At 34.6% G+C, this 24,499-nt stretch carries 20 protein-coding genes; 18 read left to right on the top strand and 2 right to left on the bottom strand.

Annotated features, from left to right (window positions below; genetic code table 11):
- Positions 1 to 165: 165 nt before the first annotated feature.
- Positions 166 to 3,552, top strand: coding sequence for a ligand-binding sensor domain-containing protein (locus NQ163_RS17545; RefSeq protein ID WP_268191634.1), 3,387 nt, complete (start codon positions 166 to 168; stop codon positions 3,550 to 3,552).
- Positions 3,553 to 3,656: 104 nt separating this feature from the next.
- Entirely contained in the window at positions 3,657 to 4,583 is a 927-nt protein-coding gene (nadA, locus tag NQ163_RS17540; protein ID WP_268191633.1) for a quinolinate synthase NadA, read from the top strand.
- 38 nt (positions 4,584 to 4,621) lie between these two features.
- Here the strand turns inward: nadA and NQ163_RS17535 are convergent, their stop codons facing one another.
- On the bottom strand, positions 4,622 to 5,332 hold the full coding sequence (locus NQ163_RS17535; protein WP_268191632.1) for a hypothetical protein: 711 nt from the start codon (positions 5,330 to 5,332) through the stop codon (positions 4,622 to 4,624).
- Between the two features lie 249 nt (positions 5,333 to 5,581).
- Between NQ163_RS17535 and NQ163_RS17530 the strand changes: the two genes are divergently transcribed.
- From NQ163_RS17530 to NQ163_RS17455, 16 genes are all read left to right on the top strand, one after another.
- On the top strand, positions 5,582 to 6,886 hold the full coding sequence (locus tag NQ163_RS17530; RefSeq protein ID WP_268191631.1) for a carboxypeptidase-like regulatory domain-containing protein: 1,305 nt from the start codon (positions 5,582 to 5,584) through the stop codon (positions 6,884 to 6,886).
- A gap of 225 nt (positions 6,887 to 7,111) precedes the next feature.
- Positions 7,112 to 7,666, top strand: a complete 555-nt coding sequence (locus NQ163_RS17525) for an RNA polymerase sigma-70 factor (RefSeq protein WP_268191630.1) — start codon at positions 7,112 to 7,114, stop codon at positions 7,664 to 7,666.
- 6 nt (positions 7,667 to 7,672) lie between these two features.
- A complete protein-coding gene (locus NQ163_RS17520) occupies positions 7,673 to 8,668 on the top strand; it encodes a FecR family protein (RefSeq protein ID WP_268191629.1) in 996 nt (331 codons plus the stop codon).
- Between the two features lie 39 nt (positions 8,669 to 8,707).
- Positions 8,708 to 10,252 (top strand): carboxypeptidase-like regulatory domain-containing protein, encoded by a 1,545-nt coding sequence (locus NQ163_RS17515; protein WP_268191628.1) that lies wholly within the window; start codon positions 8,708 to 8,710, stop codon positions 10,250 to 10,252.
- A 60-nt stretch (positions 10,253 to 10,312) separates the two neighbouring features.
- Positions 10,313 to 10,726, top strand: a complete 414-nt coding sequence (locus NQ163_RS17510) for a DUF5655 domain-containing protein (RefSeq protein ID WP_268191627.1) — start codon at positions 10,313 to 10,315, stop codon at positions 10,724 to 10,726.
- Positions 10,727 to 10,772: 46 nt separating this feature from the next.
- Positions 10,773 to 11,759: a lysylphosphatidylglycerol synthase transmembrane domain-containing protein gene (locus NQ163_RS17505; RefSeq protein WP_268191626.1), complete on the top strand. Its 987-nt coding sequence runs from the start codon at positions 10,773 to 10,775 to the stop codon at positions 11,757 to 11,759.
- Between the two features lie 369 nt (positions 11,760 to 12,128).
- Positions 12,129 to 13,373, top strand: coding sequence for a DEAD/DEAH box helicase (locus tag NQ163_RS17500; RefSeq protein ID WP_268191625.1), 1,245 nt, complete (start codon positions 12,129 to 12,131; stop codon positions 13,371 to 13,373).
- A 404-nt stretch (positions 13,374 to 13,777) separates the two neighbouring features.
- Positions 13,778 to 14,944 (top strand): DUF819 family protein, encoded by a 1,167-nt coding sequence (locus tag NQ163_RS17495; RefSeq protein WP_268191624.1) that lies wholly within the window; start codon positions 13,778 to 13,780, stop codon positions 14,942 to 14,944.
- A 945-nt stretch (positions 14,945 to 15,889) separates the two neighbouring features.
- Positions 15,890 to 16,246: a hypothetical protein gene (locus NQ163_RS17490; protein WP_268191623.1), complete on the top strand. Its 357-nt coding sequence runs from the start codon at positions 15,890 to 15,892 to the stop codon at positions 16,244 to 16,246.
- Between the two features lie 205 nt (positions 16,247 to 16,451).
- Positions 16,452 to 17,024: an RNA polymerase sigma-70 factor gene (locus NQ163_RS17485; protein ID WP_268191622.1), complete on the top strand. Its 573-nt coding sequence runs from the start codon at positions 16,452 to 16,454 to the stop codon at positions 17,022 to 17,024.
- Between the two features lie 64 nt (positions 17,025 to 17,088).
- Positions 17,089 to 18,066 (top strand): FecR family protein, encoded by a 978-nt coding sequence (locus NQ163_RS17480; protein WP_268191621.1) that lies wholly within the window; start codon positions 17,089 to 17,091, stop codon positions 18,064 to 18,066.
- Positions 18,067 to 18,084: 18 nt separating this feature from the next.
- Positions 18,085 to 18,618 carry a DUF3575 domain-containing protein gene (locus NQ163_RS17475; protein WP_268191620.1) on the top strand — a complete coding sequence of 178 codons (534 nt, stop codon included), beginning with the start codon at positions 18,085 to 18,087 and terminating at the stop codon, positions 18,616 to 18,618.
- A gap of 97 nt (positions 18,619 to 18,715) precedes the next feature.
- Complete coding sequence (locus tag NQ163_RS17470; protein WP_120239638.1) at positions 18,716 to 19,177, top strand: hypothetical protein; 462 nt, start codon at positions 18,716 to 18,718, stop codon at positions 19,175 to 19,177.
- A gap of 135 nt (positions 19,178 to 19,312) precedes the next feature.
- Positions 19,313 to 21,898, top strand: a complete 2,586-nt coding sequence (locus NQ163_RS17465; protein WP_268191619.1) for a TonB-dependent receptor — start codon at positions 19,313 to 19,315, stop codon at positions 21,896 to 21,898.
- Positions 21,899 to 21,908: 10 nt separating this feature from the next.
- Positions 21,909 to 22,775 carry a DUF4249 family protein gene (locus tag NQ163_RS17460; RefSeq protein ID WP_268191618.1) on the top strand — a complete coding sequence of 289 codons (867 nt, stop codon included), beginning with the start codon at positions 21,909 to 21,911 and terminating at the stop codon, positions 22,773 to 22,775.
- 68 nt (positions 22,776 to 22,843) lie between these two features.
- The gene (locus tag NQ163_RS17455) at positions 22,844 to 23,830 is read left to right on the top strand and encodes an N-acetylmuramoyl-L-alanine amidase family protein (protein ID WP_268191617.1); all 987 of its coding nucleotides are present in this window, start codon (positions 22,844 to 22,846) and stop codon (positions 23,828 to 23,830) included.
- Positions 23,831 to 23,872: 42 nt separating this feature from the next.
- Here NQ163_RS17455 and NQ163_RS17450 read toward each other — a convergent pair whose 3' ends face one another.
- Positions 23,873 to 24,346 carry an aminoacyl-tRNA deacylase gene (locus NQ163_RS17450; protein WP_268191616.1) on the bottom strand — a complete coding sequence of 158 codons (474 nt, stop codon included), beginning with the start codon at positions 24,344 to 24,346 and terminating at the stop codon, positions 23,873 to 23,875.
- Positions 24,347 to 24,499 lie beyond the last annotated feature (153 nt).

Genomic DNA, 24,499 nt, shown 5'->3' with positions numbered 1-24,499 from the left:
AAAGGTAAAAGTAATTTTCTCTTCCCACAAAACACAATAAATTTTGAATATGGAATCGCATTCCATCCCAAATAGCTGATTTAACAATCTTTAATTTTATAAATTACGTAAAGAGAACTTTTTTCATTAATTTGTTGTGGATTGATTAACCCAGATTTACCCAACATGAACCACCAAAAAACAATTTTGCTCCTCCTTATTATTTTGTTGTCTTTTGGCAATGTTTTAGCACAACAAAATAACATTCGATTTAAACGTATTACAATTAATGATGGTTTGTCACTTAGTTCTGTCTACTGTATTTTTCAAGACTCTAAAGGGTTCATGTGGTTTGGTACCGAAGATGGTTTAAATCGATACGATGGCAAAAACTTTGTGATTTACAGAAGCAATCCCGATGATTTAAACACCATAACTCACAAATGGATAGAGCATATTTATGAAGATAGCAAAGGAAAATTATGGCTCGGATCTCAAGGCGGACTCACTCGATTTGATCCTGTTCATGAACAATTTACTCAATTTAGAGGCATAGGGACCAATAAAGCTTTAACAAACGATTCGATTACACATTTGTATGAAGATTCTTATAAGCGTTTGTGGGTTGGCACTTTAGATGGAATCAATTGCATTGATATCGAAAAGCTAAGTTCCATCAGCATTAAAAACTCCCCAAGTATTTCCTCCAGGATTAATGGTATTCTCCAGATCAATTCCAATATCATCTTAATCGCAACAGATGTCGGATTGTACTCATACAGCCAAAAATCCAATCAAATCACAAAAGAGAAACTTTCTGATGGTCAGGATAGCATTCAAATCACGACCTTAGTTCAAACCCCTAAATCCATTTTTGTTGGGACCAACAATGGTTTTTATCTTCTCGATAAAAATCTAAAAGCCAAACGCCAACATTTCCTTAAAGATATTGAAGTGGAAAGAATCCTATTCGATAAAGACTCTACGATATGGATTTCTACCAATAACGCACTGCTCTATAAACCTAAAGATGCTACACATTTTAAAAAGTCAGTAAAATCATTCGAATCAACAAATAGTCTTTCCATTAATACGGAAAAACCACTAATCATTGATAACCACAACAATTTATGGTTTGGCACATTTGGTTCAGGATTGTTTCGATTAGATACCAGAGAGCAGAAAAAATACCACTACAAGAACAATTCAGCAGATGCTCAAAGTTTATCTGAAAACTCCATCAATTGTATTTACGAAGATAAAAATGGAGTTATTTGGATTGGAACCTTTGGAGCAGGTATTAGCATCTACGATCCTCAATTGCATAAATTCGATTTATTAAAACACGATCCTTTAGATCTAAATAGTTTACCAGGTAATTTTATTTGGTCAATTTGCGAAGATAAAGACGCTAATGTTTGGATAGGAACAAATAACCAAGGTCTCACACAATATCAGGTAAGTCAGGATACCTTTATCAGATATGATTTTAGACAATCCAGAAAGCTTCCGCATAAAGCCATTCGTAAAGTTTATGAAGATCGAAAAGGCCTGATTTGGATAGGTACTGATGGCGACGGCCTGATCCGTTATAATCCTTCAAATGGGAAAAGAAAATATTATACCAATGATTCAAACAACAAGCAATCGATTAGCAACAACTCGGTTCGCGTAATTTTTGAGGACAGCGAAGGTTTACTGTGGGTTGGCACACAAAATGGCTTAAATCTGCTTGATCCTAAAACAGAAAAATTCACACAATTTAAACATTCGGACAATGATCCCAACAGCATCTCCCACAATTTTGTTTATTCGGTAATTTTCGAAGATACCAAAGGAAACATTTGGGTAGGAACTTATGGCGGTGGATTAAATGTTTACAGCAAAGAATCAAAATCATTCAAAAGCTATACCTATAAAAGCAATTCGCAAAACACAATCTCAGACGATGTGGTATTCTCCATTTACGAAGAGAAAAATGGAACTTTGTGGATTGGCACGAACAACAAATTAAACCAGTTCAATCCCAACACTCAGCAATTTGAACATTTTGGAACAGAACACGGTTTACCCAATAATGTAATTTATGGAGTTCTTCCCGACAAGAAAAACAATTTGTGGCTCAGCACCAATTCCGGAATATGTAAGTTTTCATTAAACAATCATTCTTGTAACAATTTTGATGTTCATGACGGCTTGCAAAGCAATGAATTTAATGGAGGAGCATTCCACAAAGGAAAAAGTGGCTTGCTCTATTTTGGTGGAGTTTATGGATTAAACATTATCAATCCGGATAACGAAATTACAGAAGATGCATTGTATGATGCTGTGCTCACAAAATTCGAGATTCATGGTCAGCCAGTAAATGTTCTTCCAGCAATTTCAAAAGGCAATAAAATATCCTATAACAAAGAAAACGACAGCTATGGTTTTTCAAAAAGCATTGCCTTTACCGATTCAATAGAATTGGATTATGAACATCGGTTCATTTCATTTGAATTCTCGACCTTGTCAAACTTTTCTCCCGACAAGGTGAATTATGCCTATCGACTTAAAGGCCTGGAAAAAAAATGGGTGTATTCTGAGAAAAGAAATTTTGCATCCTACTCTAATCTTTCGCCTGGTAAATATAGTTTCCAGGTAATTGCACAAAACCCTTACGGAAAATGGAGCGAAACTCCCAAAGAGTTGCAAATCATCATTCATCCCCCATTTTACATGACCTGGTGGTTTATTTTTCTTTTGGTAATCATTGCTAGTGGTATTATAGTTTTTGTATATGGTTATCTTTTAAACATTAAAACCAATAAACTACTCAGTGCACAAAACGAGAAAATTAAAGTTGCCAATAAAAACCTAAAAGAATCGGAACAAAACCTAAAAGAGATGGTTGCCACCAAAGACAAGTTTTTTAGAATTATATCTCATGACTTAAAAAATCCATTTACCAGCTTACTTTCGATTAGTGAGATGATTCATGAGAATTACGAACATGTAGAAGAGGAAGAAAAGCAAATTGGCATTCAAAAAATTCATGAGTCAGTAAAACACATTTTCAATTTATTAGAAAACCTTCTTACCTGGTCACGTTCACAAACAGGAAAAATTGATTTTGAACCAAGTGAATTTGATTTGTGTGAATTGATATCAGATACATTAAGTCTATACGAAGCTTCAGCAGATAAAAAACAGATCAATCTTACAAAATTTTGTTCTGAAGAAATAAGGGTGAAAGCAGATCGGAACATGTGTAGTTCTATTTTAAGAAACCTGATTAATAATGCAATCAAATTTTCTCATAATACCAGCAATGTTTCGATCCAGGTTATTCCACACGCCGATTTTCATGAAATTCAAATCATAGATCAAGGCATCGGTATTGATAAGGAGAATATTGACAAACTATTCAGAATTGACCTGAAATATAAATCATCGGGTACAGCAGGAGAAAAAGGTACGGGATTGGGATTACTCCTTTGCAAAGAATTTGTAGAAATTAATGGAGGACAGATAAAAGTGGAAAGCAAATTAGGTGAAGGAAGCACTTTTCTATTTACTCTGCCCTCTGCTTAAATTTTTAAGAACCTGTTAAAATAAACTGACTCCTCTTGGATTTCTCAAGAATTTAAAGATATTTGCATCTGTATTTATACAACCTTATAGCAAAGAAAAATTTGATGAGAGAGAAAGTTCTTCAACTGGCAAAAGAAAAGAATGCAGTTATTTTAGCGCACTATTACCAAACTCCGGATATTCAGGAAATTGCGGATTTTAAAGGTGATAGCTTGGCACTTGCACAAAAGGCAACTGAAGTAGATGCAGATATTATTTTATTTGCAGGGGTTCATTTTATGGCCGAAACTGCAAAAATCCTAAATCCAAATACTAAAGTTCTTCTTCCTGATTTGGAAGCTGGATGCTCATTGGCTGAATCATGCCCTGCAAGTGATTTTGCGAAATTTAAAGCAAAATATCCCGATCACATGGTGATCTCGTACATTAATTGTAGTGCAGAAATAAAGACTCTTTCTGATTTAATTTGCACATCAGGAAATGCTGTACAATTGGTTGAATCATTGCCTAAAGATCAGAAAATAATATTCGCACCAGATAAAAATCTAGGTCGTTACATTAATGAAATAACTGGTAGAGATATGGTTTTATGGGATGGAACTTGCGAGGTTCATGATATTCTTTCAGCAGAAAAAATCATGAAAATGAAAGTTGAGAACCCTGATGCAACTTTAATCGCTCACCCAGAATGTCCTCAGCCTGTTTTAATGCTTGCTGATTTTGTTGGCTCTACAACCGCTATGTTGAAATACACCAAAGACAGCGATGCTCAGAAATTTATTGTTGCTACCGAAACAGGTATTCTTCATCAAATGAAAAAAGATTCGCCCGAAAAAGAATTTTTAATTGTTCCTGCTGATGAAACTTGTTCGTGTAACGATTGTGCATACATGAAGTTAAATACCATGGAGAAAATTTATTTGGCTCTTAAAAATGAACAACCAGAAATTATTCTACCCGATGATATCATGGAGAATGCCAAAGCTCCAATAGTTAAAATGCTTGAAATGTCGAAACAGTTAAAACTGTAATTGTATAAGAAAAGCCATCAGATGTGATGGCTTTTTTATTATTCCTTTATTTCTACTCCTGCTAATTCGCAAGCCTCTTTAAAATGTAATTCATCAACAGCCCTGTATAAAACCGCAAAGGCCGAGTGCACCCAAACTAAGGAAACAAATACCCCTACCACAAGGCAAATAATTCCCAGAATGATAATAAAGAACGATAGAATACCCATTCCAAGAATTGTCCAGAAGTAGCCTTTCGTAAGGTAGTAGCTTAGTTTTACTGCTTGAATAGGATCTACATTCTTATCCATCACCAAATAAGGCACAAAAACCAGTTTACACAATAGGTATATACCTGGAATAATCAGTAGGATAAAGCCAAATCCTGTGATGCCTATAACCAGTAAATGACTAAGAATTACAACTAAGTATTTTTTAAAGCCTGAAAGTATTTCTTCGAATTGTGGCTCTTTTTTTCTGGCTGCATTTAAATATATCCAATCAAAACCATAATTAAATGGCGTGATGATCATTACATAGTAGATGAATCCAATTAAATTAAAAAAAGAAATCCCCACTGAATAAGAATCATCTACATTTTCAATGTATTGCTTGTACCCCATTGGAATATCCAGTAATCCGGCAAGAACCACTGCCAGGAAAAGAATCAAAAAATGATTCCTCAATACATTCCATCCTTCTTGAAAACACCCTCCAATAGTCGGGTAAACTTTTAAAACCAGTTCCTCTTTGCAGAAATCTACTTTCATATTAATTTAAATGATTATTTGCGTAATGAATCAAACTAAAATTACTTATAAAATCCGAGATGTCTATGCATTACTTCTTATTAAGAATATACATACGTGAACTAAAGGAAATTAACCGAAAATAAAAAAAAACAACAATTTTTAATAGGGTAAATTCAACCTCATGCATCATAGTAATAGAAACAGGAAATTGAACGATCGTAATTCCATATAAACAACAATAATATAAACAGATAAAAACATTTTGCCATGAGAACAAATTTTATTTCAAAAATTACCATTCTACTTTCGGCATTTTTATTATTGTCATCCATTTCTGTATCAGCAGGAGAATGGAAGAAAAAAAAGAAGAAAGAAAAGAATAAGGTACAGCATGTTATTGACACCTTAAAATACAATGTATATAAAGGTAAAATACAAGATCAAGATTCTAGAGACCCTCTTGTTTTTGCTACAGTGGCAGTAAAAGGAGTAAATGTAGCTACCGTATCAAATAATGAAGGCGAATTTACACTAAAAATTGCTAAAGATTTGCCTGTTAGTAAAATTGAAATCAGTCATGTTGGATACAAAAATCTGGAAGTCGATATCAAATCATTAAAACCTAAGAAAAATGTATTGCAACTTCAGATGGCTGTTATTCCTTTGGATGAAATCAATATTTATCCTTTGGATCCTGAGCAGTTGGTAAGAAGAATTTTAAAGAAGGTAGGTGAAAACTACTCAACAACGCCCAATATGATGGAAGGATTCTACAGAGAAACCGTTCGTAAAAATAGAAACTATGTAGCAATATCTGAAGCTGTTGTTAACATTCACAAGTCAGGCTACAAACAAGCCAAATCAGACCAGGTTCAGGTTTTTAAAGGAAGAAAAAGCCAGGATGTTAAGAAAATGGACACACTTCTTTTTAAACTACAAGGTGGACCGGCAACTGCATTGTTACTTGATGTAATTAAGAACCCTTACAACTTGCTTTCAGAAGATTTCAGCCAAAGTTATAAGTTCAATTTAAAATCAATTACACAGATTAATGGAAAATTACATTACGTAATTGAGTTTATTCAAAGAGAAGCAGTTGACATTCCTTTATACTATGGATTACTTTATGTAGAAACTGAAAACCTGGCATTGACAAGTGCAAAATTCAGCTTAAACCTTGATAATCCGGAAGATGCAAGCAGGTTATTTATTAGAAGAAAACCAATAGGCGTTAAGGTAACACCAACCTCAGCTAATTATATCGTAAACTATCATGAAACAGGAGGCAAATGGTATTTTAACTATGCCCGTGGTGAAATCAATTTCAAATGTAATTGGAAAAGAAAACTATTCAACACCAACTACACAGCTATGACCGAAATTGCAATTACTGACAGAGATGAATCCAATGTTGTGAGATTCAATCGACATGAAAAATTCAAACGAAATCAAGTAATGGTTGATGAAATTGGAAACTTTGCTGATAAGAATTTCTGGGGTGCCCATAATACAATTGAACCAGATCAATCTATTGAGGCAGCAATTCGAAAATTAAAAAGAAAAGCTCGTTAAATAAATAGCATAACCTACTATTAACTGATAAAGCACTAATAATGGAAAGAATTACAAACTCTTTATATGGGGATAACAAAGAGTAAATGTGGTTCTTTCCATTAATTCCTTAAGAATACATCAAAAAAACACACTTTTAAAGTAAACATATCCTAAGGAATTAATAACTAAATATCCTATATTAGAAAATAATTAAACTAATATATAAGGAATACGAAAATAAGAATGTCGGAAGATACAAACACCATATTATTAAGCATTCAAAAAGGCAATATAGAAGAGTTTGAAAAATTATTTAAGTTTTATTACCCACTGTTATGTCATTATGCGGTAAAATTTGTCAAAAATCCTGATCAAGCAGAAGAAGTTGTTCAAAATCTGTTTTGCCAGGTCTGGGAAGACAGAAAAAAACTAAAAATTCATACCTCTTTCAAAGCTTATTTGTACAAAGCAACCTACTTAAACAGCTTGCAACACTTAAGAAAAAAAGGAATTAGAAACCAATACGAAGATCATTTAAAAAACACCAGAATTAACGATTCATCCACAAATCATAGCCTGGAAGAAAAGGAAATTCAAACCATTATACAAAACACACTATCAAATCTGCCAGAAAGATGCAGTAAAATATTTAAAATGAGTAGATTTGAAGGATTAAAATATCAAGAAATAGCTGACAAACTTTCCATATCGGTAAAAACTGTTGAAGCCAATATGGGAAAAGCATTAAAGGCATTTCGCAAAAATTTAAAAGATTACGTTAGTATTATTGTGCTTTAAAATAAAATGAAGAAGGAAACATCACATAACATTGAATGGGAAATCATTTCGAAGTATTTGAGCGGAGAAATGAGTGAGGAAGAAAAGGCAGCCTTTAAAAAGGTGATTGATTCGAAGCCCGAATATGCTCAAATTGTTGCAGCATCAGAAAAGGATTTGGGTTTGGTTGAAGATGTAATGCAAATCAGAGAGCAATACAATGCTGATATTGCCTGGAACAAAGTAAACGGCCAAATTAAGAATAAGAAGAGTGGCAAAAAGTTAATTCTTAATACCAAAAGAGTTCTTCAGTTTGCAGCAATGATTATTGTAGTAATTGGCTTGGGCCTGATTTCTAACAAAGTTTACAATGATTACCTATCGCCATATCAAACTTTTATTTCGCAAGCCCATGAAAGCAATAAATCCATTGTTCTTGCCGATGGTTCGACCGTTACTCTAAACGGAGAAGCCAAACTGGTTTATCCAAGAAAATTTAATGATGATACCAGAAATGTAAGCCTGGAAGGTGAAGCTTTTTTTGATATTGCCAAAAACCCAAACAAAGCCTTTATTATTGCAGCAAAAGATGCCGAAATTAAAGTTTTGGGAACATCTTTCAATGTAATTGCCAAGGATGATAAAGTTGAAGTTCTGGTTAAAACGGGGAAAGTTAAATTTTCTGAGATCAACAATAAGGAATCGGTTATCCTTGAAAAAGGTGATTTTGCGATTTTGAAAGAAAGCTTACTGAGCAAAAGCTTAATGAACGATGACAATTACTTATCGTGGAAAACACAAAAAATGGTTTTCAGAAGAATGGAGCTAAAAGAAGTTGCCAAAGTAATTGAAAGAACTTATCACGTTCAAATTCAGTTTGAAAGCGATGAAATTGCAAAAGAGAAAATTAATACCACTTTCGATCAGGAATCGCTTAGGCATGTTTTAAACAATATCTGTATGTCATTTAATCTGACATATGAGAAGAAAGGTAAAACCATCATATTGAAAAAGGGAATTTAATTACTTATGGATCGTATTAAATCATATCAAAAGTACTCAATGAAAAAACATACCATACTTTTCATTCTGCTATTTCTATGCTTTAATACCAAAGCTCAAATTCATTTGTTGGATAAAAAGATCAACCTAAACTTATCTGAAACTCCTATTGAAAGTGCACTAGACAGCATTGAACAAAAAGCCCAATGTTATTTCACCTACAATGCCGACCTTTTTAAAGATCGAAAGCCTTTAAATATTACCATCAAAAATGAAAAACTTTCAAGTGTACTAAGAAAATTAATCCCTGATAAAGACCTTAATTTTCATGTAACCAAAAAGCACATTGTTATTGTTCCTGTAAAGGAAGCTCTTAATGTTCAGGCTCCTAAGGAAATTATACCATACATTTCATACCGAAAACTTACTGGTATTGTTAAAGATTTGAATTCAAAAGAAGCTTTACCATATGCCAGCATCGGAATAAGAGGAAAGCACGTGGGTACCATAACCAACCAAGATGGTGAATTCTCACTAAGCATATCTTCGGAGAACTTAAATGACACATTGGTTTTTTCATATGTTGGATATCAGAATAATGAAATTGTTGTTGCCAATTTAAAGAAAAATCAAATTGAAGTGGAACTCAAAGAAGATTTCATTTCCCTTCAAGAAGTAATTATTCGAAACAATGATCCTTTGGCTTTGGTTCATGCAGCTGTGAATAACATCCACAAGAACTATCCTCAAAAATCAACAAACCTAACCTCTTTCTACCGGGAATCGGTGATGAAAAATAACAAATACATGATTTATCTGGAATCAGTATTGGATATCTACAAAAGTTCCTATTCTCATCAAGATGCACTGGAAAGAGTAAAAGTTTTTAAAAGCCGAAAAATTTATGATGTTACCAGATTAGATACCATTTCGTTTCGACTAAAAGGTGGAATTCAAGGATGTTTACAGTTGGATATTGTGAAAAACCTACCCGAATTTCTAAACGAAGAATATACCCATTTGTACAATTACCGTTTGTTGGATATCAGCACTTACAACAATCGTTCGGTATACATTATTGAGTTTAAACCCAGGCCTAAACTGAGTGAACCTATGTTAGAAGGTAAATTATTTATTGAAACTAATAATTTGGCCATCATTCGAGCTGAATTTGGTTTCGAAAAGTATCGCATGAACGAACTAAAAAACCGATTCATTGTAAAAGGCAGTGCAAAGACCAAGGCCAAACCAAGCATGATAAATTATGTAGTGAGCTATCGAGATATCAACGGAAAATACTATTTGAATCATGCCTTGGGAAATCTAAAATTCAAAGTTAAAAATAAAAAGAGATTGTTCTCCAGTTATTTCTTCACCTCATTCGAGATGGCAACTACAAATGTTAAAGCGGAGAATGTTGTACGATTTAAATATAGGGAATCCCTACCTCCTACTACCATTTTCTCCAATTACAAAACAAGATATGATCCTACTTTTTGGGGAAAAAGCAATTTTATAAAACCCGAAGAGAACATTCAGGATGCCTTAAAAAGAATCAACAACAGCATGCAACAAATTGCTTTGGGCAGGTCAGATCTAAATTAACGTGAGTTCTATGTAAAATTAAGATTTGTTGTATCTTTCCGAAAATTATAGAATTGAAGTATGCCTTGGACTTGCCCCAATTGTAAGCGAATTCTTCCCGGACCAAATCAATATCATTCGTGTTATATCACCGATAAAGAAACTCATACCAATAAAATGAGTGACAATGTAGTGGCTACCTTTGCCCTATTGGAAGAGTATGTGAATACTTTCGAAAACATCGAGATTTTATACCTAAAAACCTGCATTCAGTTTAAAATTGGTGCAAATTTCTTATCGGTTTACCCTAAAAAAGATCGACTTGTACTGGAATATCAGCTTCACCACGAAGAAGATGTTTTCCCTGTAATCTTTTGCAAGCGAATATCTAAAAACAGGGTGCTTCATAGGTTAGTAATAGCCGAAGCTGAAGATTTCGATGCACAAATAAAGGATTGGATAAAGGCTGCCTATTGGACCGTGAGGAAAAAATAATTTATATTTTTGTTTCTTCCTCTAATTACAATTGAATTTTTAATAGATGATAAATAATATAAAAAGCATACTTAAAAACCTATCTGGTGTAATTATCGGAGCAATATTCCTTTTTCTTACCCTACATGAAAAACCATTAGGTCCTGTTTGGGAAAGCTTGGCAGGAGCCGATTATTTTTTCATCTTCCTTAGTTTTCTATGTCTGTTCCTGGTCTTTTACCTAAGAGCTTTGCGCTGGAAACTATTAATCGAAGAGACAGGAGAAACTCCTAAATCCGATAAAGTACTCACCTCTCTCCTTTTGGGATATTTCGTAAATAGTTTCACGCCTAAACTTGGCGAAATCATCCGTTGTACATCACTTCAAAAAAACTCGAAAGTTCCGGTGGCTGTTTCCATGGGAAGTGTAATGGCCGAACGTGCCTACGACTTGTTAATACTAGGATTAGGAATTGTATGCATTTTCGTTATCGAGGTAGAAAGACTACAAGGAATTATTGATTCAACCATTGGTGGCATTTCACACATCTACGGATATCGCTACATCTATGTCCTGCCAATCCTTCTAATTCTCTTTGTCGTTTTGTTTTTGATTAGTCTCAAAAGACTTAAAAAATCAGAGAAACCAATTATCAAGAAAGTGGTTGGATTTTTGCAAAGCATGTTTGAATCCTTAAAACAAGGATTGCTCTTAAAAAAGAGATTCAAGTTTATTCTACTTACCCTTTTAATTTGGATGACACTGGTAATTCTAAATTACATATACCTACTATGTTTGCCCGAAACATCAGAATATTCAATCTTCTTTGCCGTAGTAATTTTATTTATTGGAGGATTAGGATGGGCACTACCAAGTCCGGGCGGAATAGGAACCACGCATTTCTTTTTGCTACAATTATTTTTGGCCTATCAGCTCGATGCCAATGCAGGAATTAGTTTTGGAATTTTATCCAACGGGCTAACTTTTATCGGAACCCTTGTGCTGGGTGGATATGGTTATTTTAGATATTGGGTAGAAATGAAGCGGGCATAAATAGCACTTGAAGTAGTATTGGTATTACATACTGCGGTGCCCTGCACCTTAGGTTTTATTCAACTCATTTATTCTATAGAGACTTTGGTGCTACGCTCCTTATCAACCTGTTTTTAATTAAAATCAATACGAAACAAGCCACAGAGTGGCGAAGTATTTATAGCAAATAAAAAGGTGCAGTGCACCGAAGTATTAGAATCTATAATTGGCATTTAAATACAGTGCAGTGGATAATAATTTAAAGATTCATGGCAATATTATTCATGCGGTCTGCATGTATTAGAATTAATTGTGAAAATCAGAAAATGGATATGCCTGCAAACTCAGTTTTTACAACTATCTTTGTCGCAAATTTGAAGACAAAGAAGAATGAAGTTTAGTCAATATAACTTTTCTCCAGATATTAAGAAGAATCTGGAAACACTTGGTTTTAAAAGACCCACCGATATTCAGTACAAAGCCATTCCACCCATTGTAAAAGGTGAGGATGTTTTGGCTATTGCACAAACCGGTACCGGTAAAACGGCAGCCTTTGCCATTCCTATTATCGATAAAATTCACAAATCGAAGAAAAACAAAAGCAGTAAAGACATTAAATGTGTTGTAATGGTTCCTACTCGCGAGCTGGCAATACAAATTACCGAAGTGTTTCAGGAAGTTGGCAAGTACACCAAAGTAAAGAGCTTTTGCGTTTTTGGTGGCGTTGAACAAGATCCACAAATTGCAAAATTGCAGAAGGGAATCGACATCTTAATTTCGACTCCAGGCAGAATGTTCGACCTTACAAGCCAAGGCTATATCAATTTGAGAAACATTGACACCCTGGTATTGGATGAAGCAGATCACATGTTGGATTTGGGCTTTATTAAAGACATTCAAGACCTAATTAAATTTTTGCCAAGAAACAGACAAACCTTATTCTTTTCGGCAACCATTACGCCAAAAATTAAGAAGTTGGCCTATTCATTGGTTCGAAAAGCCATTCGCATTCAAATTTCACCGAAAGATCCGGTATCAAGAAATGTGGAGCATTCATTGGCATATGTAAAAATGGATGACAAGCGATTCTTCCTTGAACGCATTGCCAAAGAGCATGAGGAAAGTAAAATTTTGGTTTTTGTAAGAACCAAAGTTCGTGCCGAACGTGTACACAAAGCAATGGATCGTGTGGGCGTAAAAACACAATTGATTCATGGCGATAGAGAGCAAAAAGATCGTTTGGCCGCCTTAAATGAATTTAAATCCGGCAAAGTAAAAATTCTAATTGCTACCGATGTAAGTGCACGTGGAATTGACATTCCCAATGTTGATTACGTGGTAAACTACGATCTTCCTGATGTTTCTGAGAACTACGTACACCGAGTTGGACGTACAGGACGTGGCGTACAAAAAGGAACTGCCATTTCGTTCTGTTGCCCAGATACTGAAAAGGAACTTTTAAACGAAATTGAAGATTATCTTGGAGGGGAAATTCAAGTGATGGATATCTCACACCAGGAATACTCTGCAACCATCGACTTTTCGGAAGATTATTCAAAAAGTTTGAAAGAACTTATGGAAGAAGCAGATGAATACTTCGAAAATCCAAAAAAGAAAAAAAGAAAGAAAAAGTAAAATACTTCGAGCTCAAACCAATATAGTTTGAGCTTTTCTTTTGAATATTTTAAGAGTCCAGGATTGTAATATTTCCTTTAAAAAGGTTTAGTATAACATCATGTCTTTGGGGCATTGGAAGGTCAAGCTGATTATACGCAGTAAACTTTTAGAAAGACGGAGAAGCTGAGAACTTGTTCGAAGATCACTCCGCCGCACTTAAAGTTTTCAAGTAGAAGCAGTTTTAGCTTACACGCCCTAGATTTTTTGTTTACTTTTTCATCAATGGAAAAAGTAAAAGCCTTCCGGCTTGAGGATATAGGGAAATTTTCAATCCTTGATTCAAATTATTTATTAAATTCGGTAAGCCATTTTGTTTGAACTCAAGCAAAGTGGTCTAATACACTAATTTCAATATCTTACACATGCAATCACTTATCTCTCCCGAAAGCAACATGGTGTTGTTTTTCGTTGTGGCAGGTGCTGCCGCCTTTGGAATCTATTCTGAACACAAAAAATGGTTTGGAAAACTATCAGGTATCTTGGTTACCATGATTTCCATGTCCTTGTTGGCAATGGCTGGAGTTGTTCCGGTAGCATCGAACCCAAACATTAAGGTAGATGTTTACGAATTGGTATTTTCGTACTTCATTCCCATTTCCATTCCTATGCTCCTGTTTAGTTCTAACATTGTAAAAATTGTAAAGGAAAGCGGCAAATTGCTTGTGGCCTACATTTTAGGAGCCATTGGCATTGTTTTGGGTTGTTTTTTGGCCTTCAACATTATCGATTTGGGTCCTGATTCTGGTAAAACTGCAGGAGTTATTGCAGCAACGCTTGTTGGTGGAAGTGTGAATTTTATAGCTGCTGCCGAAGCACTTAATTTTAGTACAAACCCATTGTTTACAGCTACCATTGCTGTTGATAATTTTGTTTCCAACCTGTACACCCTATTCCTGTTTTTAACTCCTTCTCTGCTATTTTTGGCTCGCTTTTTTGTAAAGCCTAAGGCCGAAAATCGTGTAGAAGAAAGCTCAGCAAAAAAAGCAGAATATCCTATCACCATGGAGCGAATTGCCGTTTCGGTATTTATTGCAGCTTTCATAGCAGGTGCAGGTAGCTTTGTCTCTCCTTATTTGCAAAGTCTTTTGAATACTGATATCAATTTAAGCATTCTAATCATTACGGTTTTTGCAGTGCTGGCAGCCAACCTGTTTCCTAAACTCTTACAACCTCTCGAAAACACCGCATTCTCGGTTGGTTTATGGATGATGTATGTGTTTTTAGCTGTCATTGGTGCCGCTACAAACATTCAGCAAATATTCAGTATCGGACCAGCTGTATTGGCTTTCTATCTTACCATTATGATTTTCCACTTTTTGTTTCTACTGGCATTGGCCAAACTGTTCAAACTTGATGTTTACGAAGTGGTTATTTCTTCGGCTGCCAATATTATGGGCCCATCGGTTGCCGCACCCATGGCTGCATCAATGGGACAAAAAAAGCTGGTAACTCCTGGTATCTTAGTCGGAATTTTGGGCTATGTTATTGGTACTTTTATTGGGGTTAGTATTGCGATTTATTTGAGCTAAACATATCAATAAACCATATATAAAGAAAGGCTTTGCAGAATTGCAAGGCCTTTTTTATTGCTAAATGACAATATCGTACCTATGGTACTTTTTCTACACCATATGAAATTGGCTACCATACTATCGTCGCTCAGCGACTTTTTAGTCTCAATTGGAAGGGTAATGTGCTACCTTTTATGAGCAGAGAAATATAAACCCAATATGGACGATATTGGAGAAATGCACTAGAAGAACAATTAAAACTGCATGCACGATATGAAAGCCAAGCTGTGAAACTTGGCTTTTCTTTCCTGCAATTATAAGATACTTTCATGCGTCACACTCTCCCCCACGCGCATAAATGAGTTCCGTTCCTGGGTAGATGTGACACTGACCCAGGTTTACTTGAGCTGAACGCACGTTGAGATCAGCCAAACCTGGGAAAAGATGAGCCTGACGCGCGTCGGAATCACATCAACGCATTTTTTTGTCTATTTTGGCTAGCCTGGCATTATATTTTTGTAGGAAAATGACATCCAATTCCACAAAAACATCTCAAAAATTAGGGTCCAGATCATATTTTCCTACGTTCAGATGAGTTTTTCCTGCGTCAGCGTCATATATTTCCACGTTCTGCTCATATTTTCCTACGTTTATATCACATACACCCTTGGTAACATCTCACATACTTCGTGCTGAAAATTCATCATTTAATGGTAAATCATCCCATTCACAAAACTTACTATAAAACTATATTTTCCTGTATTATCAGGCAATACAAAAGAAATTACCATTACCATCTACAGGCTCATTAACAATACACAGGACCATTCACAAGCCCATTACCACTTAACATACTATTTAAAACGATTATAAATTTTGAAATTCAGCAGCTTAGCTGATCTTACCACGAGTAAGTTTTATTAATTTAACAATGGATAAATAATTATTTTAAAACAAATTTGTATGTCAAGAGTTAAGATTTCATCGAAAGTGCATGAACTTGCTGATTTGGCTAGCAAGATCATCGCTAAAAACACCACAGATGGTGAATCAAGCCTACTTAAAGATTTTCCAAACTTTGCTTCTCTACAAATACGATTGGCTAAAATGCAGGAATATGAACAAAAAGCTGATGAAGCGAATCGTTTGAAAGAAGAATTGAATGAACAGAAAAACAAAGAAGCAAAAGCGGTAAGAAAGGATATTATTCAAATCCGTAACCTTCTAAAGGCTCATTATCCAGAGGATTTAAAGAAATTGGGTGGCTGGGGCTTCACGGTTGACGAATCGACCAAAACGAAAATTGAAGAGTCTGCTTAAACCACCACACTTATCAAAATAGGATCATTGCCATTGCAATGATCTTTTTTTTTACACCATCAGTACGTGTAGTACAAGAATTAATTGTCTAATGAATGAGGGTAGGTAATATTGCAATAAAAACATTAAATTCATATTCAAAATATACCTACTCGATATATTAATATATGAATTGAAAATAAAGGGAATTACAAGCGCGATATCGATGACACAAAGCTCTACCAACTATTCTATAGAATTACTTACTGAAAAAAGAATTGAAGCACTGTTTAAGGAACACTATGCGGTTTTAACGGCCTATGCCAATAAATTTCTTTCCGATTTGGATGATGCCCGTGAAATTGTCCAAAATGTATTTGTTCAGTTAATTGACCACAAAGACACTGTTAAAATTCACACCTCGGCAAAAGCACATTTGTATACCTCTGTTCGAAATGCATGCCTAAACGCAATCAAACAAAAAAACACGCATGCCAAGCATCATGAAAATATCAAGTACTTGAACTCGGATATCGGAGTTGGTGTTGACAAAATTTTGGAGCAAACCGAACTGGAGTATGAATTGTATCAAGCCATTGATGAGTTGCCAGAACAATGCCAGCGTATTTTTAAAATGAATCGTTTTGATGGTTATACCAACCAGGAAATTGCCGATCAGTTAGGCATATCGAAACGAACTGTAGAAACACAAATCAGTAAAGCATTAAAAATCCTACGAAATAAAATTGGACCAATGCTAGCAAGCCTGCTGATTTTATGGCTCATGGAAAAAATGTGATTTTTTTTCAAATTTAAATACGTGTGAGGATATTCTTACTTGTCTTACTATTAGAAAAGCGAAAATGAACAAGAACAAACAACATATCGACGAGCAAATATTATTAAGCATTTTAAATCAAAAGGCTTCGGAGGAAGATGTAGAAACATTTGAAAAGTGGATGGCATCAAATCCGGAAAACAAAGCTGTTTTTAACAAAGTTCGTAAGATTTGGGAAAAGAGTACTGAAATTGAGGTATTTGATAAAATTGATGTAGAAGCAGACTGGAAATTGGTAAAATCAAAAAGTGGTGCATCGGTTAAATCAAGAAAACTTAGGGTTTTTATGCGATATGCAGCTTCAGTTGTGCTTTTAATCGGATTGAGTTTTGTGTTGCTTTATGAAACCACTCCCGGATTTGGAAAATTGGCTCAGCAAAAAACCGAAATAAACAAAGATCAGGTTCTTTTGGCTGATGGAACACAAGTTTATTTAAATCAGAATAGCCGACTTGTTTATCCAAACCAGTTTGGTAGTAAAAAACGAAATGTAAAATTGGAAGGTGAAGCTTACTTTCAGGTAAAATCAGATCCATCCAAACCATTTATAATCACTTCTGGAAATGCGATAATTGAAGTACTTGGTACCGCCTTTAATGTTCGCAACGATGAGTATGGAAGAACCATAGTAACCGTTCAATCTGGAAAAGTAAGTTTAACAGATCAGAAAACTAAAAAAGTGGTTTACCTGACCAAAGGTGAAAAGGGAATTTTGCACAATTCCAATCTTAGCGAGTCGGAAAATGATGAACCAAATTTTGATGCCTGGAAAACTGGAATTCTAAGATTTAACAAGACACCAATACCAGTAGTTTTTAAATACATAGAAGACTACTATGGTGTAAAAATTACGAACAGATGCGAAAGAATAGATACGCTGACATTTAACAGCATATTCAACAACGATGATATCAAAGATGTGATATCAGAACTGGAATTGCATCTGAATGTAAAAACAGTGAAAAGGGGCAAGCATCTCATTATTTCAGAAAAGCGTAATTAAATCTAAAAGAAAGAAACGATGAAAAATAAAATTACACTTCTATCATTCATACTATTGCTAAGCGTTTCATTTGCAAAAGCACAGAAAACAGTAGTAAAAGCCAATATGCTTAGTCCATTGGTACGAACAGGATCATTTTTTGTAGAACATCAATTAAACGATAATAGCAGTATACAGTTGGGCTTACTGTATACCGGAAAAACCTGGGATGATACACAAATCAGAGGCTGGGGTGTAACTCCTGAATACAGATTCTATCTTTCTGATTCACCTGCTCCAAAAGGTTTTTTTGTTGCTCCTTACGCCAGATATTTACATTTTGAATTGGAAAATGAAGCCAATAACGAAGCAAAAATGAATGGATTGGGAGCTGGTTTAATTATTGGTCAGCAATACATTTTCAAAGAAAGAGTTAGCTTCGAATGGTTCTTTGGTCCGGGTTACACCAATATTGATTTGGATGTAGAATCAGGTGTTGAAGATGACTTTGATACCGGTAGCTGGGATGGCTTTACCTTGCGAGCAGGAATCACCTTGGGGATTGCATTTTAAAAATCACAAAACGTATTAAAAGAAAGTATTATTTACTCGAGAATTTGAGTGAAAGGCTCAACTTGTGTCTAAAAATTAATTAAACAAATAAATAAACATGAAAAGATTATTAATTATTGCAGCAATTGCATTCGGATTTTTCTCAACTTCAAATGCTCAAAAAGTAGAATATAAAGTGATTACTTCAGTAGAGTCAATCGTTCCTATGGGAATTGGTCGTTCAAGAATCATTGAAGAGAAAGATCCAATTGAGGCTGCAAATTTCACCACTGAAAGAACCGATGGTAAGAAAAGCAAACAAAAAGCGGTGAAAAGATCGGATGCAAAAGTGAACCTTTTCTCAGAAACCAAATTGCTAAACTTCTATAGTATTGCAGGTATTAACTTCCAGAATATTGCTTCTAACGATGCATTGTTATCGTCGAAAATTAACAAACTTACCAACGAAGGATGGGAATTGGCATTTGTTGCCAGTGGTGTTGAAAGTGATAGTGGTAAAGGTGATGGTAAAGGGATATTCATTACCAGATATATCTTTAAGAGGTTAAATAATAATTAATATCCCTTCTAACCAAATGAAATTATAAAAGATTCAAATAAAATGCATTAAATTGGAAGCCTTATGGGCTTCCTTTTGTTGTTTATAATGACAATAATTATTTTTACGGCCTTAACCAATCACATCCTTTAATTCATGGTAAAATTTATTTTTACTTTTTCATTATTGCTCTGTTTTCTATCGGCCTATTGTCAGAATGTCAATCTGCAACAAGAAATTAGCCTTCCAAAAAGTCGTTATCAATTATCCGAACTACTGGAAGAAATTACAGATCAAACCAAGGCCCAGTTTAGTTTTACCAGTGAACTAAACACCAATAAAAGGGTTCAACTATCTGATTCAGTTTCATCCATTAGAGATATCCTAAATCAGTCCATTAACCTGAAAAATTTTAAGATACAGGCAAAAGGCAATAAAATTTTCATTATCTCTATTCCACCCTACGACAGAAAATACAGAATTAGTGGATACATCAGTGATGCCAAATCTGGAGAAGTATTAATCAATGCAACTATTGCAAACCTGAGCAACTTCACAGGAACAGTTAGTAATAATTTTGGTTTTTACAGCCTGAGCTTAAAAAACAAAACACACCTTTTGCAGTTTTCTTTTGTGGGTTACAAAGAGGTACTACTAGATGTTGAGCTGGAGAGAGATACTTCCATTAACATATCCTTGCAACCCAAAACCATTCTTCAGGAAGTTAAAGTAACCGCAGACGAGAGAACAAACAACATTAATCATTTGTTTGTTAGTACGAATAGTTTCCAGGCCAAAACCATGCAACAAACGGGTGTTTTTGGTGAAAATGATTTATTCCAAAACTTAAGACATTTGCCTGGTGTGCAAAACAGCAACGAAGGTTTAGGTGGCTTAAATATCAGGAATGGCTCACCCGATCAAAATCTTATCCTATTAGATGATGTTCCTGTTTATTATTCTTCGCATTTAATGGGCCTGTATTCTGTTTTTAATCAGGATGCCATCAACCAGGTGAAGCTGGTTAAAGGAGGTTTTCCTGCACATTATGGAGGAAGAGTATCTTCAGTTTTAGACATTCGTATGAAAGATGGAAATACCAGGAAGTTGGAAGGAGGCTATAGTTTGGGATTGCTTACTGCAAAATTCAATCTAAATGGGCCAATCAAAAAAGATAAAACTACATTCAACTTATCTATACGCAGGACCTATCTTGATCTTTTGATTAATGGGATTCTGGATCTTTCAGGTAGCAATGTAAATGCCGGCTACTATTTTGGTGATCTAAACTGGAAAATTGTGCACCGATTTTCTCAACGAGATAAACTATACTTCAGTACTTATTGGGGAGGTGATTTGTATAGTATAAAAAGCTCAGAAGATATTTCTGCAAACATCAGAGAAAAAGTCCGATATAAACTAGGCTGGGGAAATTTCACCAACTCACTGCGCTGGAATCATGTGTACAACAATCACTTATTTGGTAACACAACTCTGATATTAAGCAGATATACCTTCTTGCTGAAAGAAAAGAGAAGTGAAAAAAACAATGATTCAGACTATATTGAAAACTATAATCATGAATTTAAATCCGGTATTCGTGATTTCTCATTTAAAACAGAGTTTGACTTTATCCCCGATTATAAACATTATTTAAAATTTGGACTGGAAGCTTCGCTTCATCATACCAAACCTGGTAGTGATTTTCTCAAAAACACCAGAGATAACAACCCTGGAATTTCAACTGATGAATTAATCAAATCAAAAGAGATTAACTTATATGGTGAAGCTCAAATTAGATTTGGTAAGAAATTACTGGTTAATATGGGAACTCGCTGGAGCAGTTTCTTTGTGGATAATACCTACTACTCTACAATTGAACCTAGATTAAATTCACAATATTTCCTAACCCCAAAATGGTCACTTACCGGTAGTTTTTCTCAAATGACACAATACCTTCATTTGGTAAGAACCAGCACCTTAAGTTTGCCAACTGATTTATGGTTTCCGGTAACCAAAAAAATTAAACCAATCGATTCTTTCCAATATACAGCTGGAACACATTATTCATTTAACAAATCAGTAAAATTAAACATCGAAATATATCACAAACTAAGTCGAAACCTATTGGATTTAAAAGAAACATCATACTTTCAAGACGTTAGTTCTGATTGGGAATATATGGTTGAAAATGGCAAAGGATGGAGTAAAGGATTGGAAATAGAGTTGAGTAAAAGCATGGGGAAAACAAATGGAAACATTGCCTATACCCTATCTCATTCAAAAGTAAAGTTTAAAGGTATCAATAATGGCAAGGCTTATGCTTCTCCTTATGATCGTCGACACAATTTTTCCATTCAAGTCAATCAGTTCATTAGCAATAAAACCAAGTTTTCTGCTTTCTGGACTTATGGAACCGGACTTCCCGCAACCTTATCGACTTCCAATATTTCAGCCATATCTCCATATGATCCTTCCTCCTTTGAAACAAAAACAGTCTTTACTGAAAGAAATTCTTACAGACTTCCAGACTATCACCGTTTTGATTTGTCAATTAGTTTTATAAAGAAGAAGAAACATGGAACAAGGTCCTGGGATATAAACATCTATAATTTTTACAATAGAAAAAACACTAGCTTTATGTATGTATCTACTGATAATAATACATATACTGACCCTAAATTAAAAAAAATCCACCTGTTCTCATTTATACCAAGTGTAAGCTATTCCTATAAATTTTAATCCTTTAATCATGAATTATTTTAAACTATTAACCAGCTTAATTTTATTCTTACTACTTGTTTCATGCGAAGAGGAAGAAGAGCTTCCTGAAGCAAAATCCCATCAGATCATTTCTGTCAATTCATTAATGGGTGTAGATAGTTTAATTCAGGTAAAATTATCAAAGAGTACTGGAACATCTGTTGAAATAAAATATATTTCTGATGCAAGAATTACAGCACATAAAAACGATAAAGAATTAGGCGATTTCGTTTATCGACAAAATGGTATTTATGAACTCCCTGGTCAATACCTGGCGAGTGAATCCAAGTATCAAATTACAGTAACACATCCAAGTTTCAAAAAAATCACAACAAACACCTTTGCGCCAGAAAAAGTATCGATCAATGACATCCAACTTGTGAATGATGTATCAGAAGGCAAAACCACTTTTCATTTAAAATTTACTGATGATGCCTCACAAAACAATTACTATATGCTGCTCGTAAAAGGCATCGCAAATAATCACTCGAATGTGATTCAATATTATAGCAACGATATTGTATTTGAAGGAAATTTGAATGTAAATGATAATGACTTTGATCAAAATATGCTTCGTGGTAGCCGAAGCTTTTCCGATAAAAACTTTGAAAGTTCACAAGTTGAGATTTCATTTTATATTTTGAATAATGATTTTTTTGTGGATTATCCAGAATATAAAATTGAATTGTATCACCTAAACGAAGATTATTTCAATTACGAAAGATCCTTTGTATCCCTCGAAAACAAAGACGATATCTTATTTTCCAATAAAACAAATCTCTATTCCAATGTTGAAGAAGCATTTGGCATTTTCTCAAGCTATGCCTTGGATTATAAAATTGTATCCAAACAATAATTAAATGACATTGAGGGTTATATTAAAAATTGATCTATTTTTATTGAACCAAAATTAAACGCTTTTCAATGTTAAAATACCTTCCTCTCTTAATAATATTTCTACTAAGCCTAAGCAATCCAATATTTTCACAAGAAAATTTCAAATGGGTAAGTGTAAAAAAAGGTGAAGGATTCAATGCTTTTTTATACCGAAACCAACTCACTCCAGCCAAACATACCACACAATTCAAAGCCTTAAACCCAGGTCGTTTCACAAAAAGTGGTCATTTAATTGCTGGTAGAAAATACAAAGTTCCATTGCGATATTCCGTCCATTCCATTCCCCTGCTAGGAAAAGAACACGCAAGCGTAAAGCAAGTCAATAATTCATTGGAAGGTGCAGTAATTCATTTGGTAGCCGGTCATGGAGGTCCAGATCCTGGTGCTGTAGGTAAAGTATCGGGCAATAAAATTTGTGAAGACGAGTATGCCTATGATATTGTTTTAAGATTGGGTAAAGAGCTTATATCGCAAGGGGCAAAGGTCCATTTTATTATTAGAGATGCCAATGATGGAATTCGAAATGCGGCTTTTCTAAAACCCGATAAAGATGAAAAATGCTATCCTTCCCAGGTAATTCCGAGAAAACAAACCCCGCGCTTAAGACAAAGAGCAGCTGCCGTAAACATATTAGCCAGAAAAGAAAAACCAGGAAGCTATCAACGCTTAATTGTATTGCATCTCGATTCAAGAAGTAAAAGAAACAGAACCGATGTATACTTCTATCATCATGCCAATAGTACAAAGGGAAAAAAGCTTGCATTAACCCTTCAAAAAAAGATGAAAGCCAAATACGCGAAATATCAACCCAACAGAAAATATACAGGAACCGTTGGTTCAAGAAGGTTGTACATGCTAAAAACCACTACACCTCCATCGGTATTCGTAGAGCTTGGAAATATTAACAATTACAGGGATCAGATTAGATTTACCAAAACTGATAACAGACAAGCTTTGGCAAAATGGCTATGCGAAGGAATTATTGATGATTATAAGGAACAAAAGAAAAAGTAAGAAAAGAAAAGTGTTTTTTAATTTTAATCATTTATATAATTTCTAAGCGTAACACTTATGTGTAAATTTCAAAACTACTGGTTCAACACTATTGTGGAAATCTTCATACGATAACATGATTAATTCGGTATGAGTTCCTGCGTTGAATACGATATCATCATCTTCTACTAAACTTTCTGACACATAAACTTCCAGGTTATAAAGATTTCCAAAAGGAGGCATTGCTCCTACTTCGCACTGAGGGAATATATCTTTAAACTCCTGTTCGTGGGCTAATTCAACTTTTTTACAACCTAACATTTGCTTTAACAAATCAAAATCGATCAAATAAGATGCTGGTAAGACAGCCATTGCCATTCTACCATCAATTTTAATCATTACGGTTTTTGCAAGCATTTTCCCGGGTATGTGGGCCGATGCCGCAATCTGTTGAGCTGTATAAGCTGAAGAGTGCCGAATCGTAACATATTTTATCTGTCTTTCATCTAGATATTGCTTTAACTTTCGGATAGGCATAGCGTTCTGGTTCTATGGTTTAAAATTTGCAATCCGCATAAGGCTCTATCGCCTTTAATCGGTCATGCCGATTGAGTTTTATTCCTTTTCTTTTCTCACTTCGATCCCACTTTAACAACTAAGAGGGGGGAACCTTTAAAATACAAAAAAAAA

This window comes from Marinifilum sp. D737, assembly GCF_026672275.1.
Classification (GTDB): domain Bacteria; phylum Bacteroidota; class Bacteroidia; order Bacteroidales; family Marinifilaceae; genus Marinifilum.
The sequence above is the reverse complement of the archived record's forward strand: the minus strand, read 5'-3'. Positions and strand labels throughout refer to the sequence as shown.

Excerpts from the sequence above, each read along its gene's own strand:
- nadA (WP_268191633.1), top strand. The coding sequence starts at position 3,657 with ATGAGAGAGAAAGTTCTTCAACTGGCAAAAGAAAAGAATGCAGTTATT.
- NQ163_RS17505 (WP_268191626.1), top strand. The coding sequence starts at position 10,773 with ATGATAAATAATATAAAAAGCATACTTAAAAACCTATCTGGTGTAATT.
- NQ163_RS17470 (WP_120239638.1), top strand. The coding sequence starts at position 18,716 with ATGAAAAGATTATTAATTATTGCAGCAATTGCATTCGGATTTTTCTCA.
- NQ163_RS17485 (WP_268191622.1), top strand. The coding sequence starts at position 16,452 with ATGACACAAAGCTCTACCAACTATTCTATAGAATTACTTACTGAAAAA.
- NQ163_RS17500 (WP_268191625.1), top strand. The coding sequence starts at position 12,129 with ATGAAGTTTAGTCAATATAACTTTTCTCCAGATATTAAGAAGAATCTG.
- NQ163_RS17535 (WP_268191632.1), bottom strand. The coding sequence starts at position 5,332 with ATGAAAGTAGATTTCTGCAAAGAGGAACTGGTTTTAAAAGTTTACCCG.
- NQ163_RS17475 (WP_268191620.1), top strand. The coding sequence starts at position 18,085 with ATGAAAAATAAAATTACACTTCTATCATTCATACTATTGCTAAGCGTT.
- NQ163_RS17545 (WP_268191634.1), top strand. The coding sequence starts at position 166 with ATGAACCACCAAAAAACAATTTTGCTCCTCCTTATTATTTTGTTGTCT.
- NQ163_RS17520 (WP_268191629.1), top strand. The coding sequence starts at position 7,673 with ATGAAGAAGGAAACATCACATAACATTGAATGGGAAATCATTTCGAAG.
- NQ163_RS17490 (WP_268191623.1), top strand. The coding sequence starts at position 15,890 with ATGTCAAGAGTTAAGATTTCATCGAAAGTGCATGAACTTGCTGATTTG.
- NQ163_RS17495 (WP_268191624.1), top strand. The coding sequence starts at position 13,778 with ATGCAATCACTTATCTCTCCCGAAAGCAACATGGTGTTGTTTTTCGTT.
- NQ163_RS17450 (WP_268191616.1), bottom strand. The coding sequence starts at position 24,346 with ATGCCTATCCGAAAGTTAAAGCAATATCTAGATGAAAGACAGATAAAA.
- NQ163_RS17525 (WP_268191630.1), top strand. The coding sequence starts at position 7,112 with ATGTCGGAAGATACAAACACCATATTATTAAGCATTCAAAAAGGCAAT.
- NQ163_RS17515 (WP_268191628.1), top strand. The coding sequence starts at position 8,708 with ATGAAAAAACATACCATACTTTTCATTCTGCTATTTCTATGCTTTAAT.
- NQ163_RS17455 (WP_268191617.1), top strand. The coding sequence starts at position 22,844 with ATGTTAAAATACCTTCCTCTCTTAATAATATTTCTACTAAGCCTAAGC.
- NQ163_RS17530 (WP_268191631.1), top strand. The coding sequence starts at position 5,582 with ATGAGAACAAATTTTATTTCAAAAATTACCATTCTACTTTCGGCATTT.
- NQ163_RS17510 (WP_268191627.1), top strand. The coding sequence starts at position 10,313 with ATGCCTTGGACTTGCCCCAATTGTAAGCGAATTCTTCCCGGACCAAAT.
- NQ163_RS17465 (WP_268191619.1), top strand. The coding sequence starts at position 19,313 with ATGGTAAAATTTATTTTTACTTTTTCATTATTGCTCTGTTTTCTATCG.
- NQ163_RS17460 (WP_268191618.1), top strand. The coding sequence starts at position 21,909 with ATGAATTATTTTAAACTATTAACCAGCTTAATTTTATTCTTACTACTT.
- NQ163_RS17480 (WP_268191621.1), top strand. The coding sequence starts at position 17,089 with ATGAACAAGAACAAACAACATATCGACGAGCAAATATTATTAAGCATT.